General features: G+C 33.0%; 21 protein-coding genes and 1 pseudogene. 4 read left to right on the plus strand and 18 right to left on the minus strand.

The features are described from left to right. Positions 1–8: 8 nt before the first annotated feature. The 16 genes and pseudogenes from ACTYA4_RS16265 to ACTYA4_RS16340 form a co-directional block, all read right to left on the minus strand. Positions 9–161 (minus strand): hypothetical protein, encoded by a 153-nt coding sequence (locus ACTYA4_RS16265; protein ID WP_445505731.1) that lies wholly within the window; start codon positions 159–161, stop codon positions 9–11. A gap of 274 nt (positions 162–435) precedes the next feature. Next, a complete protein-coding gene (locus ACTYA4_RS16270) occupies positions 436–813 on the minus strand; it encodes a hypothetical protein (protein WP_443483520.1) in 378 nt (125 codons plus the stop codon). A gap of 385 nt (positions 814–1,198) precedes the next feature. Continuing rightward, positions 1,199–1,357, minus strand: a pseudogene (locus tag ACTYA4_RS16275) (sporulation protein YhbH); the annotation flags it as partial. Positions 1,358–1,383: 26 nt separating this feature from the next. Continuing rightward, positions 1,384–2,286, minus strand: a complete 903-nt coding sequence (locus ACTYA4_RS16280; protein ID WP_445505732.1) for a hypothetical protein — start codon at positions 2,284–2,286, stop codon at positions 1,384–1,386. A gap of 78 nt (positions 2,287–2,364) precedes the next feature. Beyond that, entirely contained in the window at positions 2,365–2,916 is a 552-nt protein-coding gene (locus ACTYA4_RS16285; protein WP_445505733.1) for a recombinase family protein, read from the minus strand. 141 nt (positions 2,917–3,057) lie between these two features. Next, positions 3,058–3,318, minus strand: a complete 261-nt coding sequence (locus ACTYA4_RS16290; protein ID WP_445505734.1) for a hypothetical protein — start codon at positions 3,316–3,318, stop codon at positions 3,058–3,060. Continuing rightward, positions 3,302–3,712, minus strand: coding sequence for a hypothetical protein (locus ACTYA4_RS16295; RefSeq protein ID WP_445505735.1), 411 nt, complete (start codon positions 3,710–3,712; stop codon positions 3,302–3,304). Before ACTYA4_RS16295 ends, ACTYA4_RS16290 begins: the two co-directional genes overlap by 17 nt. A gap of 11 nt (positions 3,713–3,723) precedes the next feature. Continuing rightward, a complete protein-coding gene (locus ACTYA4_RS16300) occupies positions 3,724–4,395 on the minus strand; it encodes a lytic transglycosylase domain-containing protein (RefSeq protein WP_445505736.1) in 672 nt (223 codons plus the stop codon). Then, positions 4,395–4,757 (minus strand): hypothetical protein, encoded by a 363-nt coding sequence (locus ACTYA4_RS16305; protein WP_445505737.1) that lies wholly within the window; start codon positions 4,755–4,757, stop codon positions 4,395–4,397. The genes ACTYA4_RS16300 and ACTYA4_RS16305 overlap by 1 nt, the downstream gene beginning before the upstream one ends. Continuing rightward, complete coding sequence (locus tag ACTYA4_RS16310) at positions 4,754–5,383, minus strand: zonular occludens toxin domain-containing protein (RefSeq protein WP_445505738.1); 630 nt, start codon at positions 5,381–5,383, stop codon at positions 4,754–4,756. The genes ACTYA4_RS16305 and ACTYA4_RS16310 overlap by 4 nt, the downstream gene beginning before the upstream one ends. 73 nt (positions 5,384–5,456) lie before the next feature. Next, positions 5,457–5,774 carry a hypothetical protein gene (locus tag ACTYA4_RS16315; RefSeq protein WP_445505739.1) on the minus strand — a complete coding sequence of 106 codons (318 nt, stop codon included), beginning with the start codon at positions 5,772–5,774 and terminating at the stop codon, positions 5,457–5,459. Next, the gene (locus ACTYA4_RS16320) at positions 5,774–8,095 is read right to left on the minus strand and encodes a phage/plasmid primase, P4 family (protein ID WP_445505740.1); all 2,322 of its coding nucleotides are present in this window, start codon (positions 8,093–8,095) and stop codon (positions 5,774–5,776) included. Before ACTYA4_RS16320 ends, ACTYA4_RS16315 begins: the two co-directional genes overlap by 1 nt. A 69-nt stretch (positions 8,096–8,164) precedes the next feature. After that, on the minus strand, positions 8,165–8,434 hold the full coding sequence (locus tag ACTYA4_RS16325) for a hypothetical protein (protein ID WP_445505741.1): 270 nt from the start codon (positions 8,432–8,434) through the stop codon (positions 8,165–8,167). A 48-nt stretch (positions 8,435–8,482) separates the two neighbouring features. Further along, a complete protein-coding gene (locus tag ACTYA4_RS16330) occupies positions 8,483–8,671 on the minus strand; it encodes a hypothetical protein (protein ID WP_445505742.1) in 189 nt (62 codons plus the stop codon). A gap of 62 nt (positions 8,672–8,733) precedes the next feature. Further along, positions 8,734–9,045: a hypothetical protein gene (locus tag ACTYA4_RS16335; protein WP_445505743.1), complete on the minus strand. Its 312-nt coding sequence runs from the start codon at positions 9,043–9,045 to the stop codon at positions 8,734–8,736. A 35-nt stretch (positions 9,046–9,080) separates the two neighbouring features. Continuing rightward, a complete protein-coding gene (locus tag ACTYA4_RS16340; protein WP_445505744.1) occupies positions 9,081–9,281 on the minus strand; it encodes a helix-turn-helix transcriptional regulator in 201 nt (66 codons plus the stop codon). Between the two features lie 147 nt (positions 9,282–9,428). Here ACTYA4_RS16340 and ACTYA4_RS16345 point away from each other — a divergent pair, with 147 nt between their 5' ends. The 4 genes from ACTYA4_RS16345 to ACTYA4_RS16360 all read left to right on the plus strand — a co-directional run bounded on the left by ACTYA4_RS16345 (position 9,429) and on the right by ACTYA4_RS16360 (position 12,661). Next, on the plus strand, positions 9,429–9,764 hold the full coding sequence (locus ACTYA4_RS16345; protein WP_445505745.1) for a helix-turn-helix domain-containing protein: 336 nt from the start codon (positions 9,429–9,431) through the stop codon (positions 9,762–9,764). Beyond that, positions 9,764–10,471: a restriction endonuclease gene (locus ACTYA4_RS16350; protein ID WP_445505746.1), complete on the plus strand. Its 708-nt coding sequence runs from the start codon at positions 9,764–9,766 to the stop codon at positions 10,469–10,471. The genes ACTYA4_RS16345 and ACTYA4_RS16350 overlap by 1 nt, the downstream gene beginning before the upstream one ends. Positions 10,472–10,566: 95 nt before the next feature. Then, complete coding sequence (locus ACTYA4_RS16355; RefSeq protein WP_445505747.1) at positions 10,567–11,070, plus strand: ImmA/IrrE family metallo-endopeptidase; 504 nt, start codon at positions 10,567–10,569, stop codon at positions 11,068–11,070. Between the two features lie 52 nt (positions 11,071–11,122). Continuing rightward, positions 11,123–12,661: a recombinase family protein gene (locus tag ACTYA4_RS16360; RefSeq protein WP_445505748.1), complete on the plus strand. Its 1,539-nt coding sequence runs from the start codon at positions 11,123–11,125 to the stop codon at positions 12,659–12,661. Positions 12,662–12,734: 73 nt separating this feature from the next. Here the strand turns inward: ACTYA4_RS16360 and ACTYA4_RS16365 are convergent, their stop codons facing one another. Continuing rightward, the gene (locus tag ACTYA4_RS16365) at positions 12,735–13,652 is read right to left on the minus strand and encodes a DMT family transporter (RefSeq protein WP_445505749.1); all 918 of its coding nucleotides are present in this window, start codon (positions 13,650–13,652) and stop codon (positions 12,735–12,737) included. A gap of 9 nt (positions 13,653–13,661) precedes the next feature. Further along, positions 13,662–15,149 (minus strand): amino acid adenylation domain-containing protein, encoded by a 1,488-nt coding sequence (locus ACTYA4_RS16370; RefSeq protein ID WP_445505750.1) that lies wholly within the window; start codon positions 15,147–15,149, stop codon positions 13,662–13,664. Between the last annotated feature and the right edge of the window lie 117 nt (positions 15,150–15,266).

Consider the following 15,266-nt stretch of genomic DNA (forward strand, 5'->3'; position numbering starts at 1 on the left):
CTTTTCTTTCACTTTTGTTGGTGAAACAAGGGCAGTTTAATCGTAATGGTTGGCATTTGTTTCACCTCCTTCTTTTGATAAGAATATTTTGCCAATACAAGAACTAGTGTTCCAGTTATATCTTCTTTTAAACTAAAAAAAGAAGGCGATTCATCTCCCACCTACTCTCTTCGTTCCTTGAGGAAGGAGTCTTCTCGCTCAACTATGATAAAAAACTTAAAGACCGTATCATGTTTTATTGATATGTCTTCAAGTTTTTTTATTAAGGCTACCCTGAAAAGAAGTTCCGCAGCGTGAATACACTACGCTTCTTGCTTAGCGAGCGCCAAGCCGCTTCGTCGCTACGCTCCTGCAGGGTCTCGTCTGTCTCGCTTTCCCGCAGGAGTCTTGCAAATTTCCTTCCAAAATCAACATGATTGTTTAACAGAGCCTTTATTAAAAGATTTGAGCAATAACAAGTGCTCCTTTGATGACAAATTCGTTTTCGTCCAATTGTCCATCAGATGTGCTGCCAAGTGTGTTTCCTGCCACAATGTAGCAATGTTTTGTGTTAAATAGATGAGAACAATCAGCTTCTCTATTTTCAATTAAAGACATTTGATATATCTCTTTTTCTGATAAGTCCAAAGCAGTAGTTCCATCAAGTACTTCTCTATCATTATTATATCTGCTATATTCGCAAATTTCTCCGACTTCTCTCTCTTTATCATCAAAGCGCAATCCAATATACTCGTAACCTGCCCAATTATCCATCGATTGGATGTTTTCATTGTAGATTTTTTTACATAACTCATTCATTTCCACGACGTTCACCCTAATTTCCCCCTTCGATTTATTTTATGCTCTTATTATAAACTGTAATAAACAAGCTATATAACATCAAAACATTAAAATTTTTCGAAAATTTTGTGAATTATTAGGGGTTATTTACAAAGGTTGTTTTCATATATATTGTTGCTTTTAAACTCGCAGCCCGAATACACTTCGCTTTCCGTGGGCGAGCGTCGAGCCTCCTCGTCGCATACGCTCCTGTGGGGTCTCATCTTTCCTCGCATTCCCACAGGAGTCTACGTGTATTCAGTCTGCTGAGTACTGCTTCTCTCATTTTTTACGTAAAAAACAACAAACTTTGAGAAAACAGCCTTTACAAAAAATAAACCCGAAATCCCCCAAACATATTATTTGAGGGATTTAAGGTTTATGCATACATTTGATTTTCTTCATCTTTTCTAAAGAAGCTCGTCATCGCGTTAAAAACATCGGATTTTTGTCTTAATAAATAGTAGCGGAATTTGTCATCTTGGATATTTTTATAGGCGGACATTAGTGTGCTGTGGCGGTTGTACTGGTTGACTTCTTTATCATATATCCAAGTCATTACACTTATGTTTTTCTGTAATGATTCAAATCAAATTCATAAATATTTAGTTTTATAATTGTTAAATCTTCTTCATAGATAACTTCTTTAACATCTGCTTTTACTCCAATGAACTCACTTGTTTTACCTTTTGTTTTTGTATCCCATGTTAAATTTTGGAGGTTCTTAGAAAGTTCATTATCATAAGGGTAAATTCGCACTTGAATATTTTGATCTTTATTCTTAGAAAAAATTGCATAGTTTTTATTCGCGTCTTTTAAATTAATAAACTGATTTATATGTATAAAACCTGCAACATAAAAGTACTTTCTTAAACTACTATTTTTATAATTTTCTAATAGCAAATTATATCCTTTATAAGGATAATAAATCTTACCTATTATTCTATTCATTAATTTCTGTCTAACTGGAAATTCTTGTTGTAGTATATCATTAATCTCATGAAATAAATCATCAACAGTTAATAAATTCTTTTGATGTTTTTTTAATTGATTAACTTTAGTTTTAATTGGAGATTTTTCTTTAGGAGCACTTTCATTATTGTTTGAAATAACTTCTAGTATTTCTTGTTCATTTGCTTCTTTTTGTTGTAAAACTAAAGGTGGCTTAATTCCAAAATATAGATTATCTAAGGTTCCTATTTCTTTTTCTATTTCTGCCAATGTTACTTTACGTTTATATTGACAAAAGTCTAAATGAAATTTACCTGGAGATCTTCTGAAAAAAGGTTTCGATTCTTCTTTTATATTACCTTTATTATGAACAACTCTAATTTTACAGTCTTCACAATAATATATAACCTTCTTCTTTTGATTTGGATTTACATCTACTGCTTCTATATCTTTATACCTTCCATTTTCTAAATATACTGCTTTATGCATAGCTCTTCCTTGATTAACATTTTTCAATATTGTTCCTCCTTCTATGGAAATTTTTTCTCTTATTTTAATTGTCGGTATGTTTTTATTAATGTTGAGATTTTTTCATTACTTTTTTATTTTTAAATACCTATATAAAGTCGATTGACTTAACCCAGAAGCCTTTACAATTTGATTTATTGAATATTTTTTATCATTATACATTTTTAAGGCTAAATCAACTTCACTTCTTTTTTTAGATGGTCTCCCTCCATTCCTTCCCCTTGCTCTTGCACTAGCTAATCCTGCCTTTGTTCTTTCACTAATTATGTCACGCTCAAGCTCAGCTATACTTGCCAATATCCTAAAAAAAAATCTCCCCATAGGTGTAGATGTATCAATTGAATCCAGAATGGAAACAAACTCCACCCCTTTCTTTTCAAAAAACTCACTAAGCTCAATCAGATGTTTTGTACTTCTGCTTATCCGATCCAATTTATAAATGACCACTTTATCGCCTGGTCTTAAAATAGTCATTAACTCTGCCAGCTGCGGTCGCTCTTTTTTCGTTCCAGTCATCTTCTCCTGGTAAACTCGTTCACACCCATACTTTTCTAAAGCGTCAATTTGCATATTAAGGTTTTGATCAGTTGTAGATACCCTCGCATACCCTATAATCATGGTTTTCTCCTTTCAAAAACGGTTATTTGTTATAATTTTGATAATTTGATTTTGAGAATAGTTTTGATAAAAGAAAATCGGCTTTTTAGACCGATTTTTGACTTTCCTTAATTCTTTTCATAAACGTTCGTTTTTGATAAATTAAATTTTAAAATCAAATGAATTATTATTCATTATTTGATTATCAATCAAACTATTTAATTTGTTTTTTACATCATCTAACTTTAAATCCATACAAGTAATGACATTCACGAAATGAATGTATTCGTAGTGATTTATTTTTCTCTTAGCATATAAAGCTTGTACTTTTTGTAAAATTTGTCCATTGTAACAACGCAATGATGTTGTATCATCAATGAGCCTGCCAGCTAAAATATCTTTATTGCTATACAATCTCCCCACCTTCTTTACTCAATAAATTTTCGTACAAGTTGTTCACTTTTAATTGCACTTCTTTAAGCAAAGCAAAATTCATATTCTCTTTTACTTTTACTTGATCTATTTGGTAAATAACTTTTGTCTTTATCTCTTCTTCGACTTTTTTTAAGTACATCAAAAGAAAAGAGTGCAGCATGTTCAATTCTTCTTTTTCTAAATAAAAAGGGAAAGTTTCTTCCGCCTTCATGCCTTCTATTATGTCTTTTAAGTCGTCTTTCATCTTGTCGTACAACTTTAATAGCCTATGACTCTTTAAAACGCCATAATTACGTTTCAAAACTTTTTTTATACTATTTCTCATAATGTGCAAGTGTACAAGCAAAACTTCCGCATGTGCTTCAGTTAAAGCTAATTCCATTCATATTCACCTCAATTATTTTTTATTGAAAAGGCTGCTGCTGTTGCTAAAACATCATTTACATACCAATCAGCATGGTTATAATGCCAAATGGCTTTTCTTTTATCTTGTGAGTAATTATTTGCTGCAAGATAATTAGCAGCTGAATAAATAGCATCCTCCAAGCTCCAAGGGCTGATTTTTCCATCGCCGTTGCCATCGATTCCATATGCTACAAATGTTGCTGGCATAAACTGCATATGGCCAATTGCTCCAACACTGCTTATCATTCTATTAATGGTTGAAAATCGTGTTTCAATTGAATGAATAGCTGCTAACACTGTCCAATCCACTCTATATCTTTCTGCTGCTGCCTGATATATTGGGATAAACGGTTCTGGTATCTCTCCAGGATTAATGTTCATCATTTTATATGCAGAATATTCCGAATTAATCTCCTTTATATCTCCTGTTAAATACTTTATAGCGTTTTTATAAGCATTCTCTTTTACTACTAATTTGCTATTTTTTATAACTAATTCTGCCCTGTTTTCTCTTTTCAGTTCGGTTTTTATTTTAAATCGTTCTTCTTCTATTTGTTTTTTCTGCTGTTCTAATTCTGATAAAGTGGCAGCATTGATTTTTCCTTGGCCTAAAAACAATAGAATAATCGTAAGAATCCATACTAAAAGCTTATTAACCATTAGCCTATTCTCGCATCATGATTCATTTCTTCTAAATAATATTGAAGTTTCATTTCTTCTTTTTTTGTCAGTTCATCTACCTTAATTAGAAAAAATGAATTCCTCCCAATTTTTATTTTTCGATCATGACCCAGTTTTTTTGCTCGCTTCCAGTGAATGCAAGACCATGGCAGCAATATAAATCCTTGTCTTTTCGCAAGAGATTCTGCCACTTCTAATGATTGATAATAGGAAAAGAGCTGCATTTTACGTGCATAAGCTACAATATTTATGGAATTAGGATATAAATAAAGCAAGCCTCGTGGATCTGCTTTTTTATAATCCTTAGGTATTAATGAAAAATTATTTAAGCAAATACTCATATAACCAACTTCCTTTCTTTTCCCCTTGCTTCATTATGGATTCTTTCCAGCTCTGCAAAAAATTTATCTCCTTCTCGTTCAGTCTGTGGAACGGGAAAATATTGGACCATGTTCTCGGCGTCATATAATTTACACTCCATGATCTTTTTCGCCTTCCACATTGGCAGGAATTGTTTCATCATAAATTCCCCTGTTTGGAAGTCTTGAAAATGATAAGCAAACCCTTTGTCGCCTACTTTTCTTGCTGTTACAAGCACCTCGCATATTTGCCTAACCCTAGAATCGACAAAGTTAATGGAAGGTGTGCAATAGAACTGAACAGATTTCATTTTTCTTGTCATCATAAGCACATCTGTTAATATACCTTGTCCGTATTTACTCCATTTACGATTCGAAAAAGCAAGATAAGCTTCATCCCAAACACAAATACTACCCTGTGCTTCAGCTACCGTATACCAGTCCGTATAATGATTCATCGGGTAACTATCCTCTAGTTCATAATTGGAGAACAGTTCTATTTTTCCGCCTTTCCTTTCAACTTTGATTTTCCACCAGTGCGCTAGCGTGGAAGCTAAGAAAGTCTTACCGACCCCCAACGATCCTTGTATCACGAAATGATGCGCCATTACTTTTTCACCGCCCCTTTTTCTGCCATGATAATCGGTTTCGGTGGCTTCGGTATCAGCGCTTCTATAGCATCTAAATAGTAGTCTGGTGATGCCACATGGACTTTTCCCTCCAGGTGGTTGCTCGGCCGTTAGGAAGCCGTTCTATAAAGAGATAGGCTCCCCTTCCGTAGCGATATTCGTAAAACAATCCATGTTGATATATAAGAAATCCTATTTCTTTTGCTACAGCATTGTCCTTTAACTGTTGTAAAATCTCTATCTTGTATTCTTTTATTTGTGTTTTTAATTTTTCATCGATGCAATTTTGATAAATAAGCTTTATTTTGTTGTTTTTTTCTTTTATTTCTATATTTAAGTCATACATGATATTAAGTAAGTTATTTATCATTAAATATCCTCCTCAATAACATAGTTACTAGTTACTTTTAAGTTACTTGTTTTCCTGTTTTCCTCTCTACTCTCCCTTATAGGAGAGTTACGGGAATTTGAGTAACTGGAGGTAACTAAGTAACTATGGTTAGAAATAAGTCCGATTCCGAATAAGAAGGTCTGATTCCCCGTACTTTTTCTTTTTTCAATGCCACGCATCACAAGTCGATTGGAAAACTTCACTTTTTTTAATGGCGTTTCGCTATTTTCTTCACAATAAGCCAGATACTCTTTATAAAGATCATTCAATTTGATTTTCGCCTCTGGATGAACGACACAAGCATCATTAATGAAATTGCTTAACAAGTCCATTTCATCCTTATAGGCATCTGTGGCATCTTTAATGGTCGATGGCTCTCCAAGGCCTTCTTTCTGCCATTTTAAGCAGCCTTCCACTGCCCAACGCAATATTCCAGGTAATTCAGCCTGCAACTTCTCTGGAAGATGTTTATCAATGTTTTCTTTTGGAATCGTCACATTAAATGGCACTAGCCGAATACGTCTCCAGATCCCCTCGTCGTCACCCTTGATGACTGGTTTATAATTCGTTGTGAAAAATATCTTAAATTGGGGGAGAAATTCGAAAAATTCTTTACGTAAAAACCTCGCTGTGACAGGCTCCCCTCCTGTTAATTGTTTTATCAGCGACTCACTTAAACGTTGGCCATCTTCACTTTCCACCGCGGAAACGAATCGGCTGCCAACTAACCGGGCCACATCATTATTAATGCCCGAATCATTATATTTTGTTGTAAATGTTTCACTATTCGTCTGTTTCGCATAATCCCCAAACAGTGTCTTCACTGTATTAATAAAGGTGGATTTCCCATTACGGCCTGTCCCCCACAAGAAGAAAACAACTTGTTCACTTGTATCACCAGTAAGAGCATATCCGATAGATTTTTGCAAAAAGTCGATAACTTCTTGCTGCACTTCTTCCTTATCCGTAAAAACACTTTCCAAGAACTTCATCCACGTTGGACATTCTGCGTTCGGATCATAAGGTATATTCGTATTTTTCGTCATAAATAGCTTTCTGTCATGACTATGAAGTTGACCTGTTTTTAAATCAATATAGCCATTGGCACAATTCAACAGGTATTTATGCTTATTTAAATCATCCTGTGATATTGGCAGCATCGCTTCTGTTCGATTAATACTGTTTAGAAAAACAGAGCTTCTTTCGCTTGTTTTTGCCCATTTGACGAGATCATTTCTTCGTCTATCGTCTTCTTCTTTCGCTGCCTCCCCGTACATTTCACGGAAGGTCTTTATGGCAATTCTCTCTATTTGCCTTTTATAATCTTCTTTCCATGTTCGTCCATTCCATATCATCCAGGACTCAAACTCCATGCAATACCGTAAGTTCATCCCATTTCGATGGACTAATCTTTCTGCATTTCCCATCTCTGTTAGGTTAAATTTAGGCTCTTGCTTTAACGGCTGCTTTTCTTCTTCAACCGGAGGGACTGGAGGACTGGGTGGGGCCCCATACGTCTTACCACTTGGTTTCTTATTTAACGCACTTTTATATGTAGTGATATACTCTCGATGTTCTAAAGGTTGCTGAAATAAGTATTTATTCGTAAAACTCGTAATCTCGTGTATCTCGTCTGGGCCATATCCAAACTCGACTAATCGGCAAGTATGTTTGTATAAACTATCGTTTCGTCCACCCTCCATTAAAGGAACTGGAAATGGACGTACCGTTTTATTGAGATTTTTCAACTGGTCAAAGTAAATTGGCATTTCTGAAAGTGGCCCATCGACTGAATGGACCCACTCTCTTCCTTTTGTATTACTGGATGGAAGAACAACCTGCCCTTTTTCTGCTAAACGGTAATCGCCCACACAGCCACATGCCATGAGCACCGTTGCATTTTGCCTTCGTACCCTTTTGTTATCTTTAAAGAAGAACTGATACCCTCGAACGGTTTTAATCGCATGAAAACTTAATTGGTCCTTTAACAATGCTTTAAAAAGAATTTCTCCTTCTTGTGTATCGTCTATATCAACCACGATATAGCCCCTTGGAATAACTAAGCCTATCCAACCTCCTTGCTTAATCCAGGCATTTTCTTCTTTTTTAGATAAACCAGGCTTGTCCATTTGCTGCCATCCATTTGTAAATGGACGTTTTGCCTTGTTGTAACGTTTGGCTTGATCTTGCTCTCTATTACTAGATGAATAGCCTAATAGCTTAATAACTTTTATAGAAGAAGAAGGAAACAGCCGATTGAGTTCGACCGTTTCTCTAATTTTCGATTGTGCTGCAAGCATCGACTCTTTCCTTTCATCGTAAAATTTGCTAAAATAGCATTACATATAATTTGGTTTGGCAGTAAGCTTCTACCCATAAGCTTGCTGCCTTTTTTTATCTAATTCTCGACTACATTCAACAGCATTTTTCGCTATTGTATTAAAAAAGGAAGCTCGTTCAGCAAAATCAATCTTTATACCTTTTTGCTGCATTTCTTTCACAAGATCCTCAAGCTTATGCTGCTTCTCTTTTTTCTTCTGTATCGCTAGTAATCTACCAATTACCACATTTAACTCTTCAAGTTCCAAAGCGATAGCTTCATAATCTTCATCGACAGAAAATGGATTTTGTTGGCACATTTCGACAAATACAACTCCTTATAAATGGTATGGTTAATAGTAGGAAAGTTATGCTTGCTTTTCTTCTAATGATTTATCTAATAAGCAATCATAAGCAGCTTGAGCAATATCTTTTAAAATAGGATTCCCTTTCTTCCATTCACTTTCAAAAAATGACCTTTGTTCTTCTTTTGTCATTTGTGTTAATGGAGAATAAACAATGACTTTGGCATTACCAAAAACATATTCTTTTTTCATGTAAGTCCCTCCCTTTGATTAGTTATACATATGCAACAAACCAGAAAGGACAACCCTATTATTTATCCATAAAATCGAATACGAATTGCTTCAAACGCTAATTTCTTGTTGTTGCTGTCCAGATAATCAATATCTGTAAGATTGAACTTGTTACGCTCATTAAACAGATGCAGCGCTAAATTCAGCATAATTTTTTCGGAATGAGACCAAGCAGCACTATTACGTTTCAAAGCTTGCATTCTTACTGATTCGTCATTCATATCAAAATACTTTGTTGTAAAAAATTGCTTTAATTTTGGATGATTTTTAAATAAATGAATCAAAGATGACCAGTAGCGATCTTTAGCTAAATGAGCTGGAATTACATTAGACATGTAGGAACCTCCTTCCCAAAACACAATACGTGGTTTTATTGTTCAAAAAAAATTTCTTGGACTGACTTCTTATAATAGTTAGCAATTTTGATTTTAATTTCATCTTTTGGAATGCGCTGACCATTCTCATACATTTGAAGTGCACTAATACTAATTCCAAGTTCATTAGAGACTTCTTCTCTAGACTTAGATTCGCGTAAATCTAATAGCTTTTTAGCAATAGTTTTTTTATCCATACAATAGTTAACTCTCCCCCTAAACCACAATTTGTGTTTCTGTACTTTGATTATAAAACACAAATTGTGTCTTGTAAACACTTTTTGTGGTTTTTAATTAAATTCACACATAATGTGTTATTATTTTTTTCAAGGAAGGTGTGCTTTATGACTACATTTGGAGAAAGATTAAAGGCTTTAAGAAATGAAAAAAAATTGAAACAAGAAGACCTTGCAATAAAGCTTAATATTAGTAAAAGTGCTATAGGAATGTATGAAAGAAATGAACGAGAACCTTCTTTTGAGATCACAAAGAAAATAGCTAATTTCTTTGACGTAACAATAGATTATTTAATTAATGGAAAAGAGAACACTAATACAAATACCGATAATGGAAATCTATTCTTCTTTGATATGGATGGCTTAACAGATGATGAAATCGAGGATATTAAAAGACATATAAATTATGTAAAGTGGAAGTCCGAGCAAGAAAGGAATAAATAATGAAAGATAAAGATAAGCAGACTCTTGGATCATTTATATCATTACTAATTGTTATAGGACTATGGTTTATTAGGAATAGTGTAATTAGTATTTCGCCAATATTCGAAAATGCTATTATCTATCTTTTCGGATCTATATTTATTGGCATATTTATTGGCATTTTCATTATTAGTTTTATCCCTGGACAAAAAAAGAAAGCTTCCTCTAAGAAAAAACCGTTCAAAAAAACTAATACGAGTAGAAAAGTTTCTCCAGCCACAAAAACATATAAAGATTCAAACAAACATGCTTTATTACATAATGATAAGGAAATAATAACATTGCCATTTGAAGAACTAACCTGGAGAGACTTCGAGCGTCTATGCTATCTATATTTTGAAGCTAAAGGGTATACGCCGAGAGAAACATCAGAAGGTGCAGATGGTGGGGTTGATCTTATCATCTATAATAAGCATCATCAAGCAGATATTGCTATTCAAATAAAAAAATATGCAAAAGGAAACCAAATAACCGTTAAACATATCCGAGAGTTGGCAACAGCTAAAAAAAATCACAAATGTATGCTAGCAGACTTTATCACAACTTCTTCTTTTACAAATGCTGCATTGAGAGAAGCCAATAAATTTAACATTAAATGCTATTCAAAAGACTGGGTAGAAAATAAAATATTACGTTGGAGAGATGAAACCTCAAAGAAAATTTCTTAAAAGGCACTGAAAAATCAGTGTTTTTTTTATGCAAGAAAAAACCCCTCTTGATAATAAGAACAAACGTTCCTATAATTATATTTGAGGTGAATCATTTGTCCTATATCTATAAACCATTTCCAATTGAGCAAAAAGTTACTAACATGTATAAACTAATGAACATTTATCAACCAGAAGAAATTGACATAACAAAAATAGCATATTTCTATCGAATATACTTAACTATTTCGCAAAAAAGATCTTATTCAACTGAAATCGGTCGATTCAAATTAATTAATCTAAACAAGAAACTGAATCATTTAGAGCAAAGAGAAGTATTTTTCCATGAGTTATGCCACTTACTTAGGCATTCTGGATATCAATACAAAAGCATGCCTCATGCTTTTAGAGAGCTTCAGGAGTGGGATGCTGCACACTTTACTCGCTATGCAGCAATTCCCTTCCACATGCTTAATTATGTCGATTGGAAGAGCCCTACACTTGTTAAAGATATGTCTAAAACATTTTGTATCCCTGAAGAAATTTGTCAGGATCGAATCGAACACATCTATAGAAATAAGCAAGAAAGATCTAGTGTTAGAAAATGGATGGATAAATAGCCAGAACCTTTGAATATAATTGTATATAGAAATATACAAATGAGGTGATTCTATGCTTTCAAGTATGGATGCTTATATATATCTTCGGAAGAGTAGAAAAGACATTGAAGAAGAACGCAAGCAAGCTGAAATGGGGAACAACTATGACACACTAGATCGTCATAGAAGTCAGCTGCTTGAACTTGCAAAAATTAAGCAAGTACATATAAAAGATATATATGAAGAAGTTGTTTCTGGTGAATACATTTCAGAACGTCCAGAAATGCAAAAAATGCTGCGTGAAATTGAAAATGGAATGGTAGATGCTGTCCTTTGCATGGACTTGGATCGACTTGGACGTGGCGACATGGTGGATCAAGGAACATTATATAGAATACTAAAAAACTCAGAAACTATTATTGTTACCCCATCTGAAGTAATAGATCCCCAAGACGAAAACCAAGAACTCACTTTTAGTATTAAATCTCTTATTGCCCGTGAAGAATTAAAATCCATTGTAAAACGTATGCAGCGTGGTAGAAGACAATCAGCTAAAGAAGGAAAATCAATCACTAGAAAGCCTCCATACGGCTACACACGTGACGATAATTTAAAGCTGCATCCTAATAAAGAAACAAGTTGGGTTATAGAAATGATTTTTAATAAGGTCATAGAAGGACATGGAAGAAGGGTTATAGCTGAAGAACTAGATAGGATGCATATTAAACCTCCAGAGAAAGACTCCTGGGATCCTAGCACCATTTCAGCTATTATCCATAATGAAGCCTACACAGGAAAAATAATTTGGGGGAAATTAAAATATAAAAAAGTAAATGGTAAATATGTTAGAAAAAGAATGCCACCAGAGCAATGGCAAATTCATGAGAACGCCCATAAAGCGATTATCCCTATAGAAGTATTCGAACAGGCAAATGAATCCATGAAAGGACGCTGGAAACCTCATGTTGTAGATAATAAAAAGCTTACTAACCCATTGGCAGGAATCCTTTTTTGTGAAGTTTGTGGTAAATCCATGGTGCTGCAGCCAAGGAAAAATCGGCCAGATGATGCTCTTCGTTGCTTAAATCATCAGTGTAAAGGCATCCAAAAAGGTTGTGGTTTTTCTTTAGTAGAGCAAAGATTGCTAAAGGCATTGGAGGAAATAGTGAAGCAACTAGAGATTCCAGCCAAACAGCTAAAACCAAAGAAGAAAGATGACATTAACGTAAAAGAAAAGGTATTAGAAGAACTAAAAAAGGAAAAAGAAACCGTCGTAGTACAGAATAATCAAATTCATGATTTTCTTGAGCAAAAGGTCTACGATATAAAAACATTCCTGGAACGGCAGCAGATCATTAAGGACAAACTAAACACGATTGATACAAAAATACAAGAAGTAGAAAATGATCTAACCAAACATAAAAATAACCTTCACAATCAAAACACCTTTCTACCAAAATTAAAGAGTGTTATACAGTCCTATTACATGACAAATGATGTTGAAAAGAAAAACCGGTTATTAAAGTCGATTATCAAGAAAGCCACCTTTCTGCGGAAGAAAGAATGGACGAAGAAAGATCAGTTTGAGATAAAGGTTTATTTGAAACTATAAATTTAGTTATTGATATAAAAAACTTTCTTCCTAATCATTAAATTCAGTGAAAACTAGGAAGAAAGTTTAGTTTTTATATAGCTTTATGTTTCTTAATTCTAACTTTTACAATTTTTTGTATATTTTCCCCTTCAGCTATTAAGATTGATAAAAATATAAGAATACAGCCTAAAACCCCTGAACTACTCAGTGCTTCTCTAATACCCTCTTTATTAGGTATGGAAATAGAAAAAATAACGCCAAAAACAGGTTCCAATGTAAATATCAAAGCAGTTTTAACGGAAGAAGTATATCTTTGGACAATTACTTGACTACAAAAAGCTAGTGCAGTACTAAATACACCAGTAAATAAAATAACTAGTATAACTGATATCGTTGGTTTAATAAACTCACTTTCTCCAGTTTGGATATTGAATAACAAACAAATGGCTGAGAAAAAGGTAGCATAAAATATCTGAAAAACACCTAATTGAAGAGTATCTTCTGTTTTACTATATTTATCAATAAAAATTATTTGAAATGTAATAATAAATGCAGCAATAATAGCTAAACAATCGCCTTTGTTAAGAGAAAATTGTGCACCACCAGCTAAAAAGAAAACTCCTATGACTGATAAAATCGAACTTACAAAAAAGACCTTTTTTAATTTCATTTTAAATATAAAAAAGCTTACAATTGGAATTAATATAACATTTAATCCAGTTAAAAAGGATACGTTGGCCCCAGTTGTAAATTTTAAAGACTCAGCAGTAAAATATATTGTACCAAACAGTAATGCTCCTAAAATTAAAGACTTTACATGTAACATTTTATTTTTAAAAGTTAATTTATTACCAAATAGAATGAAAAGAGCTATAGTAGCCATTAGAAATCTAAAAAATAAATAAACATTTGTAGAAATATCATCATTTACATTCCTCATGAATGGAAATGATATTCCCCAAACCATAGTTATAATAATTAACACAAGGTCAGCATAGTATGATTTCATAGTTTTATTTTACTTCAAAACCATCGGAAGATTTTTCCTATCTATTTTACCATTCGAAGTTTTTGGTAAATCATGTATTTCAATAAAATATTCCGGTATCATAAAAGGAGTAATATAGTTTGATAGAAACTTTTGAATTTCTTTTTTAGAAAGCTTTTCATTCTTGAATAAAACATAAGCACATATATAATGATAGCCATTTGCATCTAAATGAGCTTTGACTAAAGCATAGTCAATTTTAGGATGCTGATTTAAATAACTTTCTACTTCTGCTGGCTCTACTCTTTTTCCACCAATCATCACTTGATTATCTTTTCTCTTAATAAAAACAATATTTCCATCATCTCTTACATAACCTAAATCTCCAGATCTATAGAGTCTTTGCGATTTATCCAGGGGATTTACAACGAAAACTTTTTCAGTCATCTCATCTTTATTTAGATATCCTCTTCCTACACCCTTACCAGATATACAAATTTCACCAACTTCATTTTTCCCCAAAATTTCTAGCTTATCATTCATAATATACACATTCACACCTGATATAGGTTTACCAACTGGAATACTTTCTGTTTCATCCCCCTGATATTTGTAATAAGTACAACAAACAGTAGTTTCCGAAGGACCGTAAGTATTATAAATATTAACATCTTTAAATTTATTAATAAACTCTTTTCTTAATACATCCCCGCCACTTATTAATGTATGAATTGAGCTAGGGATTTGATATTTACCTAATTCATTCAATAAATATGGAAACCCACTTAACATTGTGGCATTTTGCTCTTTTATTAAATCTATTATTTGTTCTGGGTTAGCAGCAATATCATCATTTACTATGATTAATGTCCCACCATTAGCTAATATAGGATAGACTTCTTCTACATAGATATCAAAAGAACACACTGAAATTTGTAACATCTTATCATTTTGATTAATATTAAATTCTTTTGAAAATGCATTAATATAGTTACTGACATTACCGTTTTCAATCATTACCCCTTTAGGTTCTCCTGTAGTCCCCGAGGTATATAGAACATAAAGTAAGTTATCTAATGAATATGTGATATTAGGATTCTCATTATTAAAGTTTGACAGATCAATATTTTGTAAAATGCACTTTTGTAAATGATCTTTAAAGATATGAGCAATGTTTTCTTCTGTAATAACCAATTTCACTTTTCCGTCATTCATCATATAATTTATTCTTTCTTTTGGAAACTTTATATCCGCTGGAAGGTATGCAGCACCAGCTTTTGCAATTCCTAAGATTGAAATAATCATATTAATAGAACGTTTTAATACAACACCCACTCTGTCTTCTCTTTTTATCCCTTTATCCAGTAGATAATTTGCAAATTGATTCGCTTTTTGATTTAACTGATTATATGTAATCATATCTCCATCATCATAAATTGCTATATTATGTGGATTTTGCTTCACCTGCTTCTCTATCATTTCACAGAATGTTATACTACTTTTTATTGTACCTATCATTTTACACTGCTCCATTCTTTTGTATGTATAAAATCAAATAAAAGGGTTAACTACCAGCATATAGTATATATTAAATACCATATTTTCTCAATACTGTTATTAAAAAGGTGCCAATGT

This window comes from Niallia yueguangensis (assembly GCF_052663115.1).

Bases quoted from the DNA above. Each gene is read 5' to 3' on its own strand.
- ACTYA4_RS16320 (WP_445505740.1), bottom strand. From the start codon at position 8,095: ATGCTTGCAGCACAATCGAAAATTAGAGAAACGGTCGAACTCAATCGG.
- ACTYA4_RS16370 (WP_445505750.1), bottom strand. From the start codon at position 15,149: ATGATAGGTACAATAAAAAGTAGTATAACATTCTGTGAAATGATAGAG.
- ACTYA4_RS16340 (WP_445505744.1), bottom strand. From the start codon at position 9,281: ATGGATAAAAAAACTATTGCTAAAAAGCTATTAGATTTACGCGAATCT.
- ACTYA4_RS16335 (WP_445505743.1), bottom strand. From the start codon at position 9,045: ATGTCTAATGTAATTCCAGCTCATTTAGCTAAAGATCGCTACTGGTCA.
- ACTYA4_RS16315 (WP_445505739.1), bottom strand. From the start codon at position 5,774: ATGATAAATAACTTACTTAATATCATGTATGACTTAAATATAGAAATA.
- ACTYA4_RS16345 (WP_445505745.1), top strand. From the start codon at position 9,429: ATGACTACATTTGGAGAAAGATTAAAGGCTTTAAGAAATGAAAAAAAA.
- ACTYA4_RS16305 (WP_445505737.1), bottom strand. From the start codon at position 4,757: ATGAGTATTTGCTTAAATAATTTTTCATTAATACCTAAGGATTATAAA.
- ACTYA4_RS16325 (WP_445505741.1), bottom strand. From the start codon at position 8,434: ATGTGCCAACAAAATCCATTTTCTGTCGATGAAGATTATGAAGCTATC.
- ACTYA4_RS16285 (WP_445505733.1), bottom strand. From the start codon at position 2,916: ATGATTATAGGGTATGCGAGGGTATCTACAACTGATCAAAACCTTAAT.
- ACTYA4_RS16330 (WP_445505742.1), bottom strand. From the start codon at position 8,671: ATGAAAAAAGAATATGTTTTTGGTAATGCCAAAGTCATTGTTTATTCT.
- ACTYA4_RS16350 (WP_445505746.1), top strand. From the start codon at position 9,764: ATGAAAGATAAAGATAAGCAGACTCTTGGATCATTTATATCATTACTA.
- ACTYA4_RS16310 (WP_445505738.1), bottom strand. From the start codon at position 5,383: ATGGCGCATCATTTCGTGATACAAGGATCGTTGGGGGTCGGTAAGACT.
- ACTYA4_RS16365 (WP_445505749.1), bottom strand. From the start codon at position 13,652: ATGAAATCATACTATGCTGACCTTGTGTTAATTATTATAACTATGGTT.
- ACTYA4_RS16295 (WP_445505735.1), bottom strand. From the start codon at position 3,712: ATGGAATTAGCTTTAACTGAAGCACATGCGGAAGTTTTGCTTGTACAC.
- ACTYA4_RS16360 (WP_445505748.1), top strand. From the start codon at position 11,123: ATGCTTTCAAGTATGGATGCTTATATATATCTTCGGAAGAGTAGAAAA.
- ACTYA4_RS16300 (WP_445505736.1), bottom strand. From the start codon at position 4,395: ATGGTTAATAAGCTTTTAGTATGGATTCTTACGATTATTCTATTGTTT.